22 protein-coding genes are annotated in these 19,036 nt (G+C 33.9%); 7 read left to right on the plus strand and 15 right to left on the minus strand.

The features are described 5' to 3' along the window. Window position 1 precedes the first annotated feature (1 nt). The 3 genes from G7081_RS05815 (at window position 2) to G7081_RS05825 (ending at window position 3,515) form a co-directional block, all read left to right on the plus strand. Window positions 2-1,774 (plus strand): ABC transporter ATP-binding protein, encoded by a 1,773-nt coding sequence (locus G7081_RS05815; protein WP_166008014.1) that lies wholly within the window; start codon window positions 2-4, stop codon window positions 1,772-1,774. Window positions 1,775-1,886: 112 nt separating this feature from the next. Further along, entirely contained in the window at window positions 1,887-2,537 is a 651-nt protein-coding gene (gene pnuC, locus G7081_RS05820) for a nicotinamide riboside transporter PnuC (RefSeq protein WP_166008015.1), read from the plus strand. Between the two features lie 147 nt (window positions 2,538-2,684). Next, window positions 2,685-3,515 carry a hypothetical protein gene (locus G7081_RS05825; protein ID WP_166008016.1) on the plus strand — a complete coding sequence of 277 codons (831 nt, stop codon included), beginning with the start codon at window positions 2,685-2,687 and terminating at the stop codon, window positions 3,513-3,515. Between the two features lie 31 nt (window positions 3,516-3,546). Here G7081_RS05825 and G7081_RS05830 read toward each other — a convergent pair whose 3' ends face one another. Further along, window positions 3,547-3,729, minus strand: coding sequence for a hypothetical protein (locus G7081_RS05830; protein ID WP_166008017.1), 183 nt, complete (start codon window positions 3,727-3,729; stop codon window positions 3,547-3,549). Window positions 3,730-3,845: 116 nt separating this feature from the next. On the opposite strand from G7081_RS05830, the gene G7081_RS05835 reads away from it, so the two are divergent. The 3 genes from G7081_RS05835 to G7081_RS05845 all read left to right on the plus strand — a co-directional run bounded on the left by G7081_RS05835 (window position 3,846) and on the right by G7081_RS05845 (window position 6,127). After that, window positions 3,846-4,067, plus strand: coding sequence for a hypothetical protein (locus G7081_RS05835; RefSeq protein WP_166008018.1), 222 nt, complete (start codon window positions 3,846-3,848; stop codon window positions 4,065-4,067). A 188-nt stretch (window positions 4,068-4,255) separates the two neighbouring features. After that, window positions 4,256-5,419: an acetate/propionate family kinase gene (locus G7081_RS05840; protein ID WP_166008019.1), complete on the plus strand. Its 1,164-nt coding sequence runs from the start codon at window positions 4,256-4,258 to the stop codon at window positions 5,417-5,419. A gap of 81 nt (window positions 5,420-5,500) precedes the next feature. Then, window positions 5,501-6,127 (plus strand): chloramphenicol acetyltransferase, encoded by a 627-nt coding sequence (locus tag G7081_RS05845; protein WP_166008020.1) that lies wholly within the window; start codon window positions 5,501-5,503, stop codon window positions 6,125-6,127. A gap of 37 nt (window positions 6,128-6,164) precedes the next feature. On the opposite strand, the gene G7081_RS05850 is transcribed toward G7081_RS05845, so the two are convergent. Both G7081_RS05850 and G7081_RS05855 read right to left on the minus strand, forming a co-directional pair. After that, window positions 6,165-6,731, minus strand: coding sequence for an NADPH-dependent FMN reductase (locus G7081_RS05850; RefSeq protein WP_166008021.1), 567 nt, complete (start codon window positions 6,729-6,731; stop codon window positions 6,165-6,167). 5 nt (window positions 6,732-6,736) lie between these two features. Then, window positions 6,737-7,822, minus strand: a complete 1,086-nt coding sequence (locus tag G7081_RS05855) for an LLM class flavin-dependent oxidoreductase (RefSeq protein ID WP_420824496.1) — start codon at window positions 7,820-7,822, stop codon at window positions 6,737-6,739. A 123-nt stretch (window positions 7,823-7,945) separates the two neighbouring features. Here G7081_RS05855 and G7081_RS05860 point away from each other — a divergent pair, with 123 nt between their 5' ends. Beyond that, the gene (locus tag G7081_RS05860; protein ID WP_166008022.1) at window positions 7,946-8,302 is read left to right on the plus strand and encodes a winged helix-turn-helix transcriptional regulator; all 357 of its coding nucleotides are present in this window, start codon (window positions 7,946-7,948) and stop codon (window positions 8,300-8,302) included. Window positions 8,303-8,867: 565 nt separating this feature from the next. Here G7081_RS05860 and G7081_RS05865 read toward each other — a convergent pair. From G7081_RS05865 to pflA, 12 genes are all read right to left on the minus strand, one after another. Further along, window positions 8,868-9,458: a histidine phosphatase family protein gene (locus G7081_RS05865; RefSeq protein WP_166008402.1), complete on the minus strand. Its 591-nt coding sequence runs from the start codon at window positions 9,456-9,458 to the stop codon at window positions 8,868-8,870. A 95-nt stretch (window positions 9,459-9,553) separates the two neighbouring features. Beyond that, the gene (locus G7081_RS07725; RefSeq protein ID WP_420824497.1) at window positions 9,554-9,721 is read right to left on the minus strand and encodes a MerR family transcriptional regulator; all 168 of its coding nucleotides are present in this window, start codon (window positions 9,719-9,721) and stop codon (window positions 9,554-9,556) included. Between the two features lie 23 nt (window positions 9,722-9,744). After that, window positions 9,745-9,969 carry a MerR family transcriptional regulator gene (locus G7081_RS07730; protein WP_420824498.1) on the minus strand — a complete coding sequence of 75 codons (225 nt, stop codon included), beginning with the start codon at window positions 9,967-9,969 and terminating at the stop codon, window positions 9,745-9,747. Between the two features lie 81 nt (window positions 9,970-10,050). Beyond that, a complete protein-coding gene (locus G7081_RS05875; RefSeq protein WP_166008023.1) occupies window positions 10,051-11,358 on the minus strand; it encodes a hemolysin family protein in 1,308 nt (435 codons plus the stop codon). 63 nt (window positions 11,359-11,421) lie between these two features. Continuing rightward, entirely contained in the window at window positions 11,422-11,586 is a 165-nt protein-coding gene (locus tag G7081_RS05880; protein ID WP_166008024.1) for a hypothetical protein, read from the minus strand. A gap of 14 nt (window positions 11,587-11,600) precedes the next feature. Further along, window positions 11,601-12,407, minus strand: coding sequence for a GNAT family N-acetyltransferase (locus G7081_RS05885; RefSeq protein ID WP_166008025.1), 807 nt, complete (start codon window positions 12,405-12,407; stop codon window positions 11,601-11,603). Window positions 12,408-12,438: 31 nt separating this feature from the next. Further along, the gene (locus G7081_RS05890; RefSeq protein WP_166008026.1) at window positions 12,439-13,224 is read right to left on the minus strand and encodes a pseudouridine synthase; all 786 of its coding nucleotides are present in this window, start codon (window positions 13,222-13,224) and stop codon (window positions 12,439-12,441) included. Continuing rightward, on the minus strand, window positions 13,217-14,095 hold the full coding sequence (locus G7081_RS05895) for a DUF1803 domain-containing protein (RefSeq protein WP_166008027.1): 879 nt from the start codon (window positions 14,093-14,095) through the stop codon (window positions 13,217-13,219). Before G7081_RS05895 ends, G7081_RS05890 begins: the two co-directional genes overlap by 8 nt. A gap of 59 nt (window positions 14,096-14,154) precedes the next feature. After that, window positions 14,155-15,081 carry a manganese-dependent inorganic pyrophosphatase gene (locus G7081_RS05900; protein ID WP_166008028.1) on the minus strand — a complete coding sequence of 309 codons (927 nt, stop codon included), beginning with the start codon at window positions 15,079-15,081 and terminating at the stop codon, window positions 14,155-14,157. A 24-nt stretch (window positions 15,082-15,105) separates the two neighbouring features. After that, a complete protein-coding gene (locus G7081_RS05905; protein WP_238786669.1) occupies window positions 15,106-16,059 on the minus strand; it encodes a LysR family transcriptional regulator in 954 nt (317 codons plus the stop codon). 60 nt (window positions 16,060-16,119) lie between these two features. Further along, window positions 16,120-18,087 carry a fructose-1,6-bisphosphatase gene (locus G7081_RS05910; RefSeq protein WP_166008030.1) on the minus strand — a complete coding sequence of 656 codons (1,968 nt, stop codon included), beginning with the start codon at window positions 18,085-18,087 and terminating at the stop codon, window positions 16,120-16,122. 161 nt (window positions 18,088-18,248) lie between these two features. After that, window positions 18,249-19,019 (minus strand): pyruvate formate-lyase-activating protein, encoded by a 771-nt coding sequence (gene pflA / locus G7081_RS05915; RefSeq protein WP_166008031.1) that lies wholly within the window; start codon window positions 19,017-19,019, stop codon window positions 18,249-18,251. Window positions 19,020-19,036 lie beyond the last annotated feature (17 nt).

Consider the following 19,036-nt stretch of genomic DNA (forward strand, 5'->3'; position numbering starts at 1 on the left):
TATGAAACAAAAAAATAGTATTCCTGGTTTCTTTTGGAACCATTTAAAAGCTTATAAAGTTCACTTGCTTGTGATTACTATTGCCATTATCTTTTCAACATGGTGCCAAGTAAAAACAACTGACTTTATCGGACAAGCTACAACTGAATTAGCAAAATATGCTGGTCAATATTTCATGGTTGGTTCAGCTGATAAATCGCCTTTCTTAGATGTTCTAACTAAATTAGTTAGTTTATATGCATTGGTATGGATTGCAACCTTTGTGCAAAACTTCTTGATGGCGGGTGTGACAGGTCATTCAACAAATAACATGAGAACATCTTTATTTAAAAAATTAGAGCGTATGACGATTCGCTATTTTGATACTCACCAAGATGGTGAGATTTTAAGTCGCTTTACAAGTGATTTAGATAATATTTCAAACACGTTAAACCAAGCTCTGATTCAAGTGTTAACAAACATCTCGATGATGATTGGTGTCTTGATGATGATGTTTAGTAAGCACGCTCAAATGACTTGGGTGACGTTAGGAATGGCTCCGATTGCTATCCTTGTGGCCTTCACAATTATCAGACAAGCTCGTAAAAATGTTGATATTCAACAAGATAGCGTAGGGGAATTAAATGCCTATATCGATGAGCGAATTTCTGGTCAAAAGGTAATTATCACAAATGGTCTTGAAGAAGAAACGATTGCAGGTTTCGATGTCTTAAATGACCAAGTAAAAAAAGCAACATATAAAGGACAAGTTTACTCGGGTTTACTTTTCCCAACAATGCAAGGGTTGTCAGTCTTAAATTCTGCTATTGTGATTTTCTTCGGTAGTATGTTAGTGCTTAATGGTTCTATGGATCGTGCAGAAGGATTAGGGTTAATCATTACCTTTATCATTTATTCTCAACAATTCTATATGCCATTAACACAAATTTCATCACAATTTAACATGATGCAACTTGCCTTTACAGGAGCGCGTCGTTTAAATGAAATCTATGATCAGGAAGATGAATTCGAACGTGAAAATGTTACTGATATTGATGGTCTTCATGAATCAATCGAATTAAAACATGTTGACTTCGCTTATACACCTGAGAAGCCAATTTTAAAAGATGTAAATATTAAAGCGAACAAAGGTCAAATGGTTGCCTTAGTTGGACCAACTGGTTCTGGTAAAACAACTGTTATGAACCTTTTAAATCGTTTCTATAACGTCGACAACGGCGAGATTCTGTTAGACGGTAAAGATATTCGTGATATATCATTACATAGCCTTAGAGACCAAATAGGGATTGTTTTACAAGAGTCTGTGTTATTTGGTGGGACAATCAGAGATAATATCGTCTTTGGTAAACCTGAAGCAACTGATGAAGAAATGATTGATGCTGCTAAACAAGCCAATATTCATGATTTTATAATGAGTTTGGAAGATGGCTACGATACAAAAGTTAGCGATGAAAACAATATCTTTAGTGTTGGCCAAAAACAACTAATTAGTATCGCACGTACAATTATCACTAATCCTGATTTGTTAATCCTGGATGAAGCAACTTCAAACGTTGATACGGTAACCGAAAGTCGTATTCAAAAAGCGATGGAAAATATCATTGCTGGACGTACAAGTTTTGTTATTGCTCACCGATTAAAAACAATCTTAAATGCTGATTTCATCGTTGTACTTAAAGATGGTCAAATTATTGAAGAGGGAACTCATGAAGAGCTACTTGAACAAAAAGGGTTCTATGCAGAGTTATACCAAAACCAATTTGTCTTTGAATAATTAAACAAAAATCTTCCTTTAGAGGGAGGTTTTTTGTTTTTAGTAGCTTTTACTTCTGTTATTTTGTTTGAATATGGTATACTTTTAAACGGTAAAAAAAGGAGGAATTATTATGTCTAAATCATTTGATAAATCATTATTCGTGCTATTATTTATGTATGTTGTTCAAACTGGAATTTTTATTTTTAACGGCTTTGCAAGTCCACTATCTGTTATCGCTACTTATATGGGGATTACATGTGTGTATTTAATCGCCAAAAACAATCCTTTTAATTTTGTTTTAGGAGCTATCAGTTCTGCAGTATTCGGTTACTATGCTTTTCAAGGTGGAATGAATGCCGATGCTATTCTACAAACCGGCTATATCATTTTTGATATTATTGGTCTGTACTTAGTCTTTACTGGCGCACGTAAATCTCATAAATTAACAGATTTAACAACTAAACAACTTGCTATCGTATCAGCGGTTGCCATCGGCTTATTTTTAATTTTCTTCTCAACTATTTCAAACGGTTGGTTAGATGCTGCAGTCGGAGCACTTGGATTAGTATCAATGTACTTTACAGCAATCAATTATAAAAACACTTTTTATGCATGGGTTGCTATGAACTTCTTACAAACTGCTATGTGGTTAGTTCATTTCTCACAAGGAAATCAAGTTGGGCTTGACCTTGGTGTGATGTACTCGATGTATTTAATTAACTCATTATTTGGATTATACAGTTGGTCAAAAGCAAAAAAAGCGCAAGAAGAACGCGTATAGAATAAAAGACACCTTCGTCCGAAGGTGTCTTTTATCTTGTTTTTATACTTAATTATTGTTGAAAGTTTAACTAGTTGTCTTGTATATATATAAATTAATGCTACAATCAAGATGTAACAGCAATTATTATTATAGGGGGAGATTTACATGGGAGGTAGTATTTTACAGTATGGCGCAACAATGGCTCTTTACATTATTATTCTGATGTTAATTGTTGAGTTCATGAGAAAAAATTATCGCTTTGCTAGCTGGTTCTGGTTAGCGACATTATTAACATTTCCGTTATGGATTATGAGTGGTGGAGTGGACGGTTGGTTCCGCTGGTTTAAAATTTTAAGTGTTATCTTACCAACAATTGTTCTTGGATTTGCTCGTGTGGCAAATGCTGATAACAAAATGGGGGAATATTGGGAATCCCTAAAGAAAAACTGGATGTTATGGTTCTTATACGGCATTTTATTCTTAAATATTCTTGAAGCGACTATTAAAGATATTGAAATGGGGAACTACTTAAATGCATTTGCCGGTTTTGTACTCTGTTTAACAATTCCTTATGCACCTAAGTTCTGGGAACTTGAAAATAAACCCAATGGTGATCTGTTAGTCTATACAACAGTTATGTGGAATTTCTTGTATACAACTTGGAATGCAGCATTTGTTTATGCCGAAGGCGCAACATTCTTCGCCAGCTCAATTTGTATTCTATTAGCAGCAGAGCTTTACCCAATTATTAAACGACGTCCGGAGTTATATGTTATTGCCCGTGTTTACACACTAGCAACGCACTTATTAATCCGTGCTTTAGCTCCAACACTATTCCCGCAAATTATGAATTCAACAACATGGTTTAATCCTGAATTCTTGAAATATTGGGGAACATTCAACTTTATCATTGCTATTCCATTTGTCTTCTGGCACACATGGCAATTGCATACAGGTAAATCTGAACAATCATTTAGACGAATTAAAGCAAAATAAAAAACACCCTATTGGGTGTTTTTTATTTTATCTATTTTTGTTTCTTGAAACTTAAATATGTAAGAGGGGCTGCAAGGACAATGAAACCAATAATAGTCATTAAAATGACTTGAACAATCATCGAATGGATTGGAAGAAGTGATACAAAAATATACCCAACCACAATAGAAAAGGCATATGTTATAAATAAAACGAAAAAACGTTGGAATGTCATGTGTTTTCTCCTAACTATATAGAGTAGTTTCGCGATAATACTATCATGTTTTATCAGATAGTGCCATTAAAATCATGGTACAATAAATATAAATAACAATTGAAAAGAGGGGTCGTATGGGTATTTTAGACTATTTTAAAAAGAAAAAAACGTTATTAGGTAATCATGATTTAATAAAAAGAGCATTAATTATTGCCGAAGAAACAAAGGATCCTGATGAATTATTTTCTAAAATAAGAAACGAAGTGAATATTGATTTTGCTGATGGGGTATTAGATAAAATACCTTCTGATAAAGAAGTGAAGGAACTGATTAAATTGATAAAACTAAAAAAATGAGGTTGAATATGATAATTTAGTCTTTATTATTAAAAATCACAAAGAGTTCATTTGAATTTATAGCAAAAGCTTCAATTCAAGTTGACACAACACTGTTAAAGTACAATAATAGATAGGTAGATATTATGTGATAAACATCACAATACAACTTTGAAAGGAAGTTCAACAGAACTTAAGGTGGCTCACTTATGAAAACATTAATTATCAATTCAGGAAGTTCATCACTTAAATTTAAAGTTTTATCAGAAACTATGGAAACAGAATTTAGCGGCTTATTCGATAAGATTGGAGCAGCGCAAGGCATTTATACTGCGAAAAAAAATGAAGAAAAATTCAAGGAAGAATTTGAAATTACCAATCATGATTTAGCAATTGAATTTTTAGTAAAACAAATGAAAGAACAAGAAATCATTTCAGATATCAATGAAATTAAAGCTGTCGGTCATCGTGTTGCTCATGGTGGGGAACAGTTTACAAAAACAACAGAAATCACGTTAGATAATTTAATTGATTTAGAAGCTGTTAGTGGATTAGCACCATTACATAATCCGGTCAGCGTTAAAACAATCCGTTTATTCCTAGAAAATTATCAAGGGATGCGTCAATTTGCTATTTTCGATACAGCGTTTCACCAAACGCTACCAGCCTATAACTATTTATATCCATTACCAACTTCATATTATAAAGAAGATCAAATTAGAAAATATGGTTTCCACGGAACCAGTCATCAATTCGTTTCTTTAGAGGCGAACAAATTATACCCTGAAGACACAAAAGTCATCAGTTGCCACATTGGTAACGGCGCGAGTATTTGTGCGATTAAAGATGGGAAATCATTAAATACCTCAATGGGCTTTACACCATTAGCAGGATTGATGATGGGGACTAGAACTGGAGATATTGATCCATCAATCATTCCGTTTATTATGGAAAAACACGATATGCAACCAAATGATATTGTAGAATTAATCAATAAGAAATCTGGCTTATTAGGCGTTTCTGGTTTATCAAATGACTTGCGTGAGATCGAATCAGAAGCCAACAACGGTAATGAACAATGTCAGCTTGCAATTGATATGTACGTTAACCGTATTCAAGGTGAGATTTCAAAATATATCACTGAATTAGAAGGGTTAGATACGTTAATCTTTACAGCCGGTGTTGGTGAAAACTCACGTTCAATTCGTAAAGCAGTTCTAAGCAAATTCGCTTATTTAGGGCTAGAATTAGATGAACAACGCAACCTAGATAATGAAATTGAAATTCACAGCAAAGATAGTAAAATTAAAGTTCTTGTTATCCCAACAGATGAAGAATTAATGATGGGATTAGAAGTCAAAAAGAATAGTTAAGTTAAAATGACCTAGTGAATAATCCCCACTAGGTTTTTTCGTGTTATAATTTAGCTACAAATTAATCAAGGAGATACGTTTATGAAAGTGATTGATCAAGAGCTATGGGCAAGAAAAGAGCATTTTAAGGTCTTATCAGGTCGAGATGTGCCATTTTACTGTATAACTGCAGATGTTGATGTTACTAACCTCAAGGAATATTGTAAAAATCAGAATATTTCTTTCTACTATGCTTTAGTTTATTTAGCAACAGATGCCTTAAATAACACTGAAAACTTCCGTTATAAGATACAAGGTGATAATGTTATTTTGTATGATGAGTTAATTCCTTCGTTTACTGATTTAGAACCGGGGAGCGACCTATATAAAGGTGTAACATTAAAAAAAGTCGGGGATATAAAAGAATTTTGTCACGCTGCTTCAGTAGAATCAAATCAACAAACAGAGTATTTCCCTAATATTCCATTTCCATTAGATCAGTTAATCCACTTTTCTATGGTACCTTGGATTAACTTTACAGGGTTTAAAAACCAATTTTACATAGATAAAGACGATTCAATTCCAAAAGTAACTTTTGGCAAATATATCAATAAAGAGGGGCGGTTGCAAATGCCCTTGAATATTGAAGTTAATCATCGACTAGTTGACGGTATTCATCTAGGTAAGTTTTTTAATGATCTTCAAATGAGGATAGCTGATTTGTCATAACTAATCAAAAAGCGACTAGAAAATTCTAGTCGCTTTTTTAAAATCCATATTGTTCTTCTTGTTTTTTCCAAATTAGTTGGTAAGATTCGGCCAAAATAAATGTATCTTCAACTAATTTATCAAGGCGCATTAAAACGTCGTCACTGACAATTATTTGATTACTAAAATCTAATTCTTCAATAAAAACATAACTAGGTACAGTAATAGCTTTCATATAAGTTAAAATTGGTTTCAATTGTGATTCGGCAACTAAATAATGCTTTGGTGATCCGGCCGTCATGATAAGGCTAATGATTTTTCTTTCAAAAGCTTTAGGTGGCAACAAGTCAAAAACATTTTTTAAACTTCCAGGTATCGAGGCTTGGAAAGTAGGGGAACCGATAAATATAACATCTGCTGTCATCAAAGTTGAAACCAGCAACCCAGTATCTCCGGTATAGTCTAAATAGTTTCGTCCATCACTAAATTCGATGTCTAACTCTTTTAAATCTAAAAAATTAACCTCATAATCGGGGAATTGCTCTTGAATTTTTAATGCTGTAGTTTCCAACGCAATACGTGTCTTAGAACCAACTGTAGAACCTGATAATAGTGCAATTTTCATTTTAACTACTCCTTTTCTGCGGTATATTTTTTTACTTTGGGCATAATTTCTGTTGCTAATATTTCTATATTTTGTTTGATTTTTTCAAATGGAATACCTCCAAAATCAAGTTGCGCCATATAACGTTGACTACCAAATAATTCATGTTGTGAAATCAATTTTTCAATAATTTCATTAGGACTGCCGATATTCATAACACTTGAGGGATCCTTTGCATGCATAAAGGCTTGTTTCGAAAAGCCTTGCCCATTAGCTTGAAACATTCCTTCGTTGACGTGCGGATAAAATTCTCGCATCGCAATATCAATTGTTGGAGCAGTATAAAAGAAACCTGAAGTTGTAATAGGAAGTGTTTTTGGATCGTGACCAGCTAACGAAGCAGATTCTCTATAAACGTCTATTGTACGCTTAAAACTGCCGGCAGGTCCGCCTAACATAGCTAAGTTCATTGGTACACCAGCTCGACCAGCTGCAGCAGCACTGGACAATCCACCACCAACTGCTCTCCAAATTGGTAAAGATTTAGTCAGTGGACGAGGAATGACATGAGCTTTATTTAAAGGTGCTCTATACTGTCCATTCCATGTAACGTGAGAGTTACGATTGATTTCAAGTAATAGTTCAAATTTTTCTTCAAAAAGAGCTTCATAGTCCTTAACGTCATATCCTAATAGTTCAAATAAGCCAATTCTGGAAGCACGACCGCCAACAATTTCCATACGACCGCCTGATAATAAATCCATTGTAGCGAAATCTTCAAAAACACGAACTGGATCAGAGGTACTAATAATACTTGCGCCACTTGATAATTTGATATTAGTTGTTGCTTCAGCAATTGCAGATAAAATTACAGTGTGCGCTTGAGAAACAAAGCCATCTTGATGACTTTCTCCTAACATGAAAACATCCAATCCAAGATCGTCGGCCATTATTGCCATCTCCTTGATTTGGTTAATCCGTTCTCCAGCTGAAATTAATTTGTTAGTGTGTGGGTTTCGTAAGTGATCACCTAAACTATAAATTCCGATTTCCATCCCTTTTGACTTATCAAAAAAAGGTAGGGTATTAATTGATTGATTCATTTTATTCATTGGCTTGACCTTCTTTCTAATTTCTTATACTATCATTATATAAACATTACTAACAAAATGTAAGTAGGTACTTTAATGTGCTATAGTTACCTAAAGGATACTAATGTGAAAGGATAGGATTATATGAAGATTGAACCAAATTATTGTGAGGTAGGGAGTGCTTTAGATATTATCGTTGGCAAATGGAAACCTTTAATTTTATTAACACTTATTGAAAAAGATGAACCAGTAAGATTTAATCAATTACATAAAAGTATTCCAGAGATCAGTCAAAAAGTTTTAACTAAACAACTTAGAGAGTTAGAGTCCGAAAATATTATAATGAGACAAGTCTTTCCCGAAGTACCACCTAGAGTTGAATACAGCATGACCAGTTATGGATTGACGTTATTTCCAATTTTAGATGCTATGCATAAATGGGGTGAAAAACATCAACAGTTAAAATTGAAAGACGAAAAACCGCATAATAATATTATGTAAACTAATATTTCTTTAAATAAAAGTTCGCAACAGTTTAGTCTAGAATTTTAAGACTGTGATTAATTGATAACTACAATTAAGCAGAAACAATCTATTATATATAGGTGTTTATTATAGTAAATTAAACAAGGTTGTTATTTAATGGGTTTTGCAAGATGCTTAGCAATTAGTAAATATGTTTTAATTGCATGATACAGTCAAGTATGCGTTAAATTAAATTTAAATGCAGTAGAATCGTCGTCAATATAATGACATAAAATGTTTTGCCTAAAATAAGTTATATCATTATTTAATAAGACCTTATATCGTGATAAGCAATTTAATTGCACGGACAATAACTTAAAGCATTTAATAATAAATTAAATATATCAAAAGAAAAACCTTTAAAAAGACTGAAGAAACACCTGGTTGATGCCCAGGTGTTCGGATTGCTTAACGATGTTTATTCAATAGCACTTAAACAATCCACAAATAACACAATTCTTAGTTAACTTTATATAATATATATTATGTAAACTAGATATTTGGAATAAAAGGACAAACTTTTCAGCTGCCCTTCTCTTTACTAAATGTGAGTATTCTCTAACTGGCTAAAGTCATGGTTGATTACTTCAAATAACTTGAATTGCTCATCAACATACTCAAATTTCATAATGCAACAGTTTTTGATTCCTTTTGGAGTTTCTATCTGACTTAGGTGTTGCCAGTTACGCATGAATTGTGCACACGCAGCGCCGTGTGAAACAACTAAAATACTATCGTTTGGATCTTCTGTCATTATTTTCAAAAGTGTGTTATTGATGCGTTTTTTAAAATCATTTTCTTTTTCACCGTCAAAAGCTGCGAAAAAATCACCATATGGCAGTTTAGGATTTAAAAATTCTGGCTCGCCTTCAAACCGACCGAAATTCCATTCTTTTAAGCCTTTCAAGCGCTTATATGGTAAATCAGTCACTAGCTCTAAAGTATCAGATGCACGTTCAGATGTTGAGGCATAGGCACTTTTTAAAGTAATCTGATGCTCTTTAAAGTAACTGCTGGCCACCCTAGCCTGTTCAATTCCTAGCGGGGTCAAAGGGGCATCACACCAACCTTGAATTTTATGAAGTTGATTAAATAGTGTTTGACCATGTCTCATTAAATACAGTGTTTTCATCTCATTCACTCCAATCAAATTTATTTTAAAAATAGCTATTGAATTAATAGCTATGCTTAGTATAAGGTCTAAAGCGCACTTTATAGCAAGTCGTTTTATAAAGAAATTTGCCATAATTTTTCACTATTATCTGCTGTTCGTTGACCCGTAATAAATTGAGCTAAGTGCTCATCAAAGGTAGTTATTTTATAGTCTAGCAATTTACGTGTTTCTTGAAGATTTTCAATTTTTTGATCTAATTCTTTCAGCTGTTTTTTTAGCACAGCTTTCTGGTTACCACGATCATTTAAGCCCCTTGGCTTAACTCTGAAAATTCTTGCATTGACTGAATAGATAAGCCTGCGTCACGTAAACATTTCATTAAATAAATTCGGTTTAAGGTGATTGTGTCATAAATTCGATAACCCCTATCATCCCGCGCAATCGGTGGTATAATTCCTATTTTTTCGTAATACCTAATAGTGGATACCGAAACACCTAATAAATTTGAGACATCAATTGTTTTTAGCATATTACAACCCCTTTTTCCTTTATTTTATCATTAAGAACCTAAAAACTTCTACTTTATAACTAAATAAAAAAGAAGACTAATTTAGTCTTCTTTTTTTGTTGATCGTAAATCTGTAATCCGTAATTTACTAATATTAACTTTATCCATTTTCAACACAGTAAATTTCAAACCTTCATATTGGCACACAAAATTAACTTTAACATCACGTTGATATGTATCTGTGATATAACCACTTAAACTGTTGCTATCAAGATCGTCAGGAAATTCAATTTCAAACCAATCTTCAACCTCAGTTAACGGTGTTTTACCATTAACCATGAAGACTTTAGGTTTTACTTCTACGATATTATCTTCTTCCTGGTCTTGTTCGTCTTGAATATCACCAACAATCTCTTCAATGATGTCTTCAATTGTAACTAAACCACTTGTACCACCGTATTCATCAGATAAGATTGCAAAGTGTTTGTGTTCTTTTTGCATTTCAGCTAATAACATCTTAACTGGCATTGAATCAATAACGATAATTGGCTCTTGCATAATGCCGTCAATTATAGCTGCAGGTTCATCTAAATAAACCTTTACTAAATCTTGCATAGTAACATAGCCGATGACATCATCTTTAGTTTTACGAATAACCGGGAAACGACTGTGCCCTTTTTCAATCGCAAACTTCAAAGCATCCTCAACTGAGGTTCCTTCGTTAATTGTTTCCATATCGACACGTGTGACCATAATTTCTTTAGCGATTAATTCATCAAACTCAAAGACATTATTTAAAAATTCGTATTCATCTTCGTTAATTTCACCGTTGATGAAACTTTGGTTAGCAATCAGACGTAACTCTTCTTCAGAATGCGTTTCCTCACCTTCTCCTGCTAATGTAAATCCGAAGATTTTACCAATAGCATTAGCTGATGAATTAAGTAACCAAATGAATGGATAAGTAAATTTATAGAAATAATGTAATGGTTTAACCACACTTAGAACTACTTTTTCAGTTTTGGTAATACTTAATGATTTCGGAATTAACTCCCCAATCACCACATGAACAAATGTAATCAATAAGAAGGCTAAGACTAATGAAATTACTTTTAAAACACTATCAGGAACTGGTAAGTATGAAAGAATCGGATGTAATAACTCCTCCATAGTACTTTCACCAATCCAACCGATGGCAAGTGATGTCAAGGTAATACCTAACTGACAAGCACTTAAATATTCATCTAAGTGATCAATAATATATAATCCTAAAGTTGCATTTTTATTACCACCTTGTTCTAGTGATTCAAGACGGCTCTTTCTAATTTTAACTAATCCAAATTCCGCCGCAACGAAAAAGGCAGTTAAAGCAATCATTAAAATAATGATTCCTATTCGACCAATTAACATATATGTGTTTTTCTCCTTTAATAAATGACTATCTCTTAATATAGTTGATAGTCAGCCTAACTATTACTTAGCGTCTTCAACGGGACTTTCAACCGGAATTACGACTGTTTCTTCGCTAGGTTGATAGGTTAAATATGACATACCGATCATCACCAAAATTGGAATCACCGTTAAACAAATTAGTTTGTATGCAATGTGTGCATGATTATCATGATGGTTTTCTGACATGGTATTTCCCTCCACTAAACTTCTTTAATGTATTGATGCTGTGACAACGTTTCAGTAAACCCGTTATCTAATAATGATTGAACCGTTTCATTATCTGCTAACAAGTTACTACCTACCCATTTTACAGGTTGGTATTTGTCTTGTAAAGCGCCAAGCACAGCACTTGTATGAACTTCCGGTTTGTTTATTTCAATTTGATTGATAACGAAGTTTTCACCGGTTTTTGCTCCAACGACATAGCCAATTAAATCTGACTCATTATAACAAGCTAAACAATCATATCCGTGAATTGATTTGTTTTGCCATGCTAAATCAACAGCTTCAACTACATTGATTTCTGATAAGTCAGTGATCTCTTTAACAGTCACAGTATTTTTAGCAATGTACGTCACATCACTGTCTAAAAACAAGACCTTATTAAGTGCTTTAAAGCCAAATTTCAAGTAAATATTAATAGCACGATCATTACCGTCAATCGCTTCTAAATACATTGTTTCGACATTATTTTCTTTAGATACACGCTCAAATTCTTCTAACATCCGCAGAGAAACTTGTTGACCACGGAATGTTGGATCGACTGCCATACCACCTAACCAAGAAATTTTCTTTCCATTGAAGGTACCATCGGCATATAAATAAATACCTGCTGGTTGATTATCAATATAATAAATTTTTGAATCGTCTTCTGACATTTTTAGACTTGATAAGCGGTGATCTAATTGTTCCGACGTCATATTGATTGGTCTTAGGTAATCAGAAAATCCATTATTCCAAACGGTGATTCTTTCTTCAGGTGAAACATCTGCATAAGACTTAAACATATTAACGACCCCTTTGAATGTTTTATATAGATTACTGTATCGCTTTATTAATGCTTTCTAATTCAGCCTTAGTCAAGTAACGCCACTGTCCTTCTGCTAAATTACCTAATTCAACAGACATAATCCGACGTCTTTTAAGGTTAATTACATTATACCCTAAAGCTTCACACATGCGACGAATTTGTCTGTTTAAACCTTGTTGTAGCGTTAAATTAAAACTTTTAGCGCCAATTGGTTCAATCTCACAAGGTTTTGTCACTTGTTGACGGTCAGCAACTGGGTTGTAAATCTCAACACCACGGGTCATCTTATCTAAAAATTTTTGATCGAATTTTTTATCAACCATAACTTGATATTCCTTGTCGTGACCATTTTCTACGCGAAGAATTTTATTAACAATATCACCATCGCTTGTCATTAATAATAACCCAGTTGAATCCTTATCTAATCGTCCAATCGGGAATATTTTTTCACGATAGTTCATAAAGTCAGTTAAATTGCCTTCTATTGCTTGATCTGTGGTGCAAGTAATTCCTGCTGGTTTATTTAGTGCGATATAAACTTTTTCTTGACGCACTCTAACTACTTTTCCATTTACCGCAACCTCTTGCCCTGGTAATACACGCAATCCAATCGGTGCTAACTCACCATCCACGGTCACTTTTCCAGCGTCGATTAAACGATCCGCTTCCCTACGAGAACAGTACCCGCTATCGCTAATATATTTATTCAACCGCAAACTTTCTTTGGCTTCGTGTTGAATGGTTTGGCTTGTGTTTTCAATTTTATTTGATTGCTGTCTCGCACGTTTAATCATGTGGTTCCTCATTTCTTGTTGCTATAATATAGGTCTTTTTCTCTAAGGTGCTTAATAGTTCATTGCGGAATAATAAGTACCTTATTTCAGACTGGATATCCATTTGATTGGGCTGTTCAAACAAGGCTTCTATTACATTATTTAATGTGCTTTTAAACAGTCTTTCATCATAATGTGACACATTAACCATGGCACTTATCAAGCCTGTTAGAGGCTCTATTTTAACGTAATTAAATAAAGCTAGAATTTTACTAAAAATAGTTTCTTTAAATGGTTTCTTTTCAAGTGATTGTTTATAAGTTCGTTCAGCGAATATTAAAAAGAAATCGTGATCGACATCACCAATTAATGAACGGACTTCTTTTTCAGGTGAATGCTCATAGTTTTGGGTAACGAAGTAACTTGCTAATCCTACTACTTCATCGTCTCTTGTTAAATCAACAAAAGTGTATGTTTCAGCTGAAACTTGCGCTAACTTAAAATCAGATGCTAATTTTTTATCAGAAATAAAATAAAGGTTCGAACGTTGTTCATCTAAAGATAATAATAACTTTAGAATAGTCCCTTCAGATAATTGATCGCAAGCGCCTTTTAGTTGCGTCGTTTCATTATTTAATTTAGATAACTCCGAGCTAAGTATTGTTGGAATACAAAAACGATAACGTCGATCATACCGTTCGATAAGACCTTCTGATACAAACAAATCAAGGTCTTCGGCCATTGTTTCCCAATCAGGAAAACGGCGTTTCAAATCTTTGAAATTCTTTTCGGCTACGTCACACTTACTAAGTTCATAGTACAAGTCATTTACTCGCATAAATTGTTCAGCTGTCAATGGACTTAACTTAGGTGCGGTCATCTGAATGTTCATATCCTATTCCTTTCCTTGACTCGAAAACAACTACCCTTTAACAGGTAGTTGTTTGTTGATTATTTAAAAGCTTCGGTTAACTGTGGCACGACTTGTTTCTTACGTGACACAACACCAGCTAATTCGGCTGTGTTATTGACTAATGAGACGTTGAACGCTTTTTCAACAGGTGATTTATCATCACCAACTACTAATATAGCTGAGTTACTTTCTAAGATATCAGTAATAACTAGTACGAATAAATCGAATCCTTCTGATGCGTTCACAGCAGTCATCGCTGTTTCAAGTTCAGTTTGACGACCTAATACTTCTGCAACATCCACTGTATTTACTTGGCCAATTCGAACATTTTTTGTCCCCATTGGGAAACTTTTGGCATCCATTGTTAATAAATCGTTAGCAGATTTGTCAGATAGGTTTGTTCCAGCTTTTAACATTTCTAATCCGTAAGTTTCAAGATCAACTTGAGCAATTTCTGCAAGTTCTTTAGCAGCTGCTACATCTTCATCAGTACAAGTTGGTGATTTGAATAATAATGAGTCAGAGATAATTGCTGATAACATTAATCCAGCAATGTTTTGTGGAATTTCAATGTTTTTTTCTTTGTACATTTTCAAGATGATTGTATTTGTGCAACCAACTGGTTCGGCACGATAGAATAATGGGTTTGCCGTTTCGAAATTAGCAATTCTATGGTGATCGACAACTGCTAATACTTCTAAATCTTTAATGTCTGATACGCTTTGTTGCGCTTCGTTGTGATCGACAAGCATTACTTGTTTGGTTTCTGAACCAGCATTTTCAATAACGCGTGGCGCTGGCGTGTTAAATTGATTTAAAGCGTAGGCTGTCTCTTCACTTACTTCACCTAAAGCAACAGCTTCTGCTTCAACTCCTAATTTAGTTTGTAAATAAGCGAACGAGATTGCTGATGTAATGGCATCTGTATCTGGATTTTGATGACCGAAAACTAAAACTTTTGACATAATAAAAACTCCTTTGTAATTAAATTAATTATTTTCTTTTAAACGATCTAAGTAACTTTCCTCTTCCACATACTCTTGGAATACTTTCAAGAAGTGACTAACACGAGGAACATTTAATTTTTCTTTGCGATAGACAAATGATAAGTCCATAGCGATTGGTGGATTAAATGGTAATGCTCGTAATTCACCTTCTTCTTGGTGTGCTTTAAAGAAAGAACGTGGTAAAGCAGTATTAACACTTGTTTCATTACTAAATCTAAACATTTGTTGTGGTTTAGTAAATTGTGCCACGCTTGTGGGACGAGTCACTTCTTCCCTTTCAAATGCTGTTTGAATCACATGTGAAACAAAGTAGTTTTTAGGATAAGTAACCCAAGGGAAACGTTGGGCTTCATGGTAACTAATTGATTTCTTTTTAGTTAGCTCTGGGTTGTGGTGGATAAATAGCAACTCATCATGAATAATGTTCACTGACTCGTAACCCTTCCACTTGTTTAGGACATCTGTTGGTAAATACAAAATTGCAATGTCGATTTTATTTTTTTCTAAATAATCCCAAACTTCTTTACGGCCAACCATGAACAACGTTACTTCAACATCAGGATATTGTTTGAAGTAATCCGTAATAAAATTAGTGAAGACCCGGTCCTCTACTGACGCAGAAATACCAATCGTAATCTTCCCTCTCGTACTTAAGTTTTCATCATGGATTTTTTCGCTAGCTTCTGTTAATACATCATATATTGTTTCGATTGATTCACGCATGATAACACCTGCTTCAGTCAAACATAATTGTTTGCCGATTGTTTGAAATAACGGTGCATCAAGACTAGTTTCGAGTTTTTTGATTTGTTGAGTCAATGCTGGTTGAGAAATACCTAACAATTGTGCTGTTTTAGTGTAATTTAATGTGTCTGCTAATTGTAAAAAATAAGCGTATGCTCTGGCAGAAATCATTTTATTAGGATTGTCTTTCACGTTCTTCAACCTCCCTTTAATAGGGTCAATTATACCATATTTTACTAATAAACAACTATTTTAATTACTCTTTTCTTGTAAAATACCTTGGTCGTATGCTGTTTTCAAATCTAATAAGTCAGATATTTGTTCTTGCAACGATCGTCCGATGTCTGTTTGGGAAACTAAAATTCTATTAGAAGGTTGATAAATATCACGCTTAACCGATATTAAATCTTGTCCTTTTGAAATAGCTTCATCCGACCCTGAAAAAGCTTGATGAACTGCTATTTCCATCCCGTAAGAATTAAATAATAAAGTATAACCTGCAATTCCTGTTGTTGACTGATACGGTTTTGAGAAACCACCATCTATTACAAGTAATTTTCCATCACTCTTAATTGGTGACTCACCTTTAACTTCTTTAACAGGAGTATGACCATTAATAATGTGAGCAGTGTCGGGGTTTAACCCGAAATTTATTAGAATGTTATCGCAAGTTTCTTCTTCTTCTCGCAAAAAGTAATAAGGATTTTTAACTTCAACATGAGACTCTTTGTCTTGAATGAAGTAACGTTCGAACGTTGTCATTTTATCTTTACCGAACAATGGCGATAACTCCCCTGTCCACAAGTACCATAGAAGAGCTAATTGGTCATCGGATAACTTGCACCCATTACTATAAGCTTGGTAACTTTCTCTCAATACTGTTTCAAAAAAATCGAATAACTCTTTCCCAGAATAACTTTCGTCATTAAATTTAAATTCTTTAAACTCTCCTTTACTATCAAGAGGAATGCAGCCGTGATAGAGTAAATTTCCGTTATAAACGAGATACATACTTCCTACAGAAAACAAATAATCGACATGTTTTCTTAATTTATCCGATAAACTGAATAATTCGGATAAATTTCTCACTACCTTTGACTCTTCCTCTGTCAATGTCAGTGGATTTTTTGGATTGACTGATAAGAAATCTTGCTGATTTAATTGAAAAGTTCTTCCGTTGTGAACATAGTTATATAAGTTGAAATCAATTTTAGAAAAATGAGACCGCTCACTCATATTCAGATCAGGTTGCTTCTCAATAATTTGGCCCTCAAGTTTAAACTGAATCATCGCCATTGCTTGTTGAATACTAGCTAATTCTCGTTGCTTTTCATGTGGCATATCACTGTCTTCATCAGCTAGTTTTGGCCAAAAACTCTCATGGGGATTAGGGTAAGTTTTATTAGCAAAATCCACTAAAAATCGGATTGACATACCGTATTGTTTTTCGATGATATCCAGATTATTATAGCGCGAGGAAATGCGTAAAACATTCGCTTGGCAAACTGTTGAACCCAAAGCCGCCGCCATCCAAAGTACATCGTGATTACCCCATTGAATATCCACAGAATGATATGACATTAACGAATCGATTATTTTGTCAGGTTCTGGACCACGATCGTAAATATCCCCCACTAAATGTAAATGGTCGATGGTTAAACGCTGAATTAGACAACTCATCTCAACAATAAAGTCATCAGCGATTCCAAGTGTCACAATTGTTTCGATGACATTATTGTAATAACCTGACATTTGTTTTTGTCGACTGGGTGTAAACAGTAGTTCTTCAATTACATAGCTATACTCTTGCGGAATAGCTTTCCTTACTTTTGATCGTGTGTATTTAGAAGACACTTCTTGGGCAACAGTAACCAATCTAATTAACTGTTTTTGATACCAGTCATTTAATTTTTCATCGTTGTCTATCAGGTCTTTCGTTAGGTTAATTTTTTCTTGAGGATAATAAATAAGTGTAGCTAGGGAATTTTGTTCAGTAGAATCTAATTCATCATGATATAAATAAGCGATTTTTTGACGGATTCTTCCAGAGCCGTTTTTCAGAATATGTTGAAAAGCTTCAAACTCACCATGCACATCACTTATAAAGTGTTCGGTCCCCTTTGGTAGTGCTAAAATCGCATTCAAATTAATAACTTCTGTAATAACTGATTTTTTAGTCGGAAATTCTTTGGCTAATAAGTCTAAATATTTAATATCCACAACATTACCACCTATACCATTATTCGTTAGTTTAAACGTTATTAATTATTATACCAAGTATTTTTCTTATTTTAAAAGTAAACTATACTTTTTTAATCATCTTATAACGTCTATACCAATCTATAAATAACCAAAAATAAAAAAGACCTCAATTGAGGTCTTTATTTAGCTTTATGGGTTTCATAACCTTTGTAATCATCAACGTGCAATAATTTTTTAGCATTTTCAACGCGCTCTTTTTCAGGAGGGTTAATCCCTTCGAGTGGATACTCTAAGCCTAATTCATCCCACTTGAATTTACCCATTGTGTGATAAGGCAGCACTTCAAACTTATCAACATTTTTAAGCGTCTTAACAAACTCATCTAAACGAATTAAGAATTCATCATAGTCAGTTCGTGTCGGCACTAAGACGTGACGTATCCAAACTGGCTGATTTTTATCCGATAAATATTGCGCCATTTCTAAAATATTATCATTAGACATTTTAGTAAGAGCTTTATGACCTTCAGCGTCAATATGTTTAATATCAAATAAGATTAAGTCAGTATACTCTAATAATTCTTCAAATTCACTGATAAAAGGCTCTTCCAACGTAAATGGTTTACCACAAGTATCAATAGTTGTATGAATACCTAAAGCTTTCGCCTTTTTGAAGAGATCAGTCATAAATGGGATTTGTAGTAAAGGTTCTCCTCCACTAACAGTAATCCCACCTTTATCTCCCCAGTAACTACGGTATTTTAAAGCTTCTTCAATCATCTCATCTGTTGTCACTTCACGCCCTTTGCCAATTTCCCAAGTATCGGGATTGTGGCAAAATTCGCAACGCATGCGGCAACCTTGTGTAAAGATGATAAAACGAACGCCTGGTCCATCAACTGTTCCAAAGTTTTCTGTCGAATGGATACGACCTGTAACTGGTTGAGTCATTATCTTTCACATCCTTA

This window comes from Vagococcus coleopterorum (assembly GCF_011303955.1).
In the GTDB taxonomy this organism is placed as follows: Bacteria; Bacillota; Bacilli; order Lactobacillales; family Vagococcaceae; genus Vagococcus_D; species Vagococcus_D coleopterorum.

Bases quoted from the DNA above. Each gene is read 5' to 3' on its own strand.
- G7081_RS05825 (WP_166008016.1), top strand. From the start codon at position 2,685: ATGGGAGGTAGTATTTTACAGTATGGCGCAACAATGGCTCTTTACATT.
- G7081_RS05855 (WP_420824496.1), bottom strand. From the start codon at position 7,822: ATGAATAAAATGAATCAATCAATTAATACCCTACCTTTTTTTGATAAG.
- G7081_RS07730 (WP_420824498.1), bottom strand. From the start codon at position 9,969: ATGCTAAAAACAATTGATGTCTCAAATTTATTAGGTGTTTCGGTATCC.
- G7081_RS05865 (WP_166008402.1), bottom strand. From the start codon at position 9,458: ATGAAAACACTGTATTTAATGAGACATGGTCAAACACTATTTAATCAA.
- pnuC (WP_166008015.1), top strand. From the start codon at position 1,887: ATGTCTAAATCATTTGATAAATCATTATTCGTGCTATTATTTATGTAT.
- G7081_RS05895 (WP_166008027.1), bottom strand. From the start codon at position 14,095: ATGAACATTCAGATGACCGCACCTAAGTTAAGTCCATTGACAGCTGAA.
- G7081_RS05880 (WP_166008024.1), bottom strand. From the start codon at position 11,586: ATGTCAGAAAACCATCATGATAATCATGCACACATTGCATACAAACTA.
- G7081_RS05885 (WP_166008025.1), bottom strand. From the start codon at position 12,407: ATGTTTAAGTCTTATGCAGATGTTTCACCTGAAGAAAGAATCACCGTT.
- G7081_RS05815 (WP_166008014.1), top strand. From the start codon at position 2: ATGAAACAAAAAAATAGTATTCCTGGTTTCTTTTGGAACCATTTAAAA.
- pflA (WP_166008031.1), bottom strand. From the start codon at position 19,019: ATGACTCAACCAGTTACAGGTCGTATCCATTCGACAGAAAACTTTGGA.
- G7081_RS05875 (WP_166008023.1), bottom strand. From the start codon at position 11,358: ATGTTAATTGGTCGAATAGGAATCATTATTTTAATGATTGCTTTAACT.
- G7081_RS05845 (WP_166008020.1), top strand. From the start codon at position 5,501: ATGAAAGTGATTGATCAAGAGCTATGGGCAAGAAAAGAGCATTTTAAG.
- G7081_RS05830 (WP_166008017.1), bottom strand. From the start codon at position 3,729: ATGACATTCCAACGTTTTTTCGTTTTATTTATAACATATGCCTTTTCT.
- G7081_RS05850 (WP_166008021.1), bottom strand. From the start codon at position 6,731: ATGAAAATTGCACTATTATCAGGTTCTACAGTTGGTTCTAAGACACGT.
- G7081_RS05860 (WP_166008022.1), top strand. From the start codon at position 7,946: ATGAAGATTGAACCAAATTATTGTGAGGTAGGGAGTGCTTTAGATATT.
- G7081_RS05890 (WP_166008026.1), bottom strand. From the start codon at position 13,224: ATGATTAAACGTGCGAGACAGCAATCAAATAAAATTGAAAACACAAGC.
- G7081_RS05835 (WP_166008018.1), top strand. From the start codon at position 3,846: ATGGGTATTTTAGACTATTTTAAAAAGAAAAAAACGTTATTAGGTAAT.
- G7081_RS05840 (WP_166008019.1), top strand. From the start codon at position 4,256: ATGAAAACATTAATTATCAATTCAGGAAGTTCATCACTTAAATTTAAA.
- G7081_RS05900 (WP_166008028.1), bottom strand. From the start codon at position 15,081: ATGTCAAAAGTTTTAGTTTTCGGTCATCAAAATCCAGATACAGATGCC.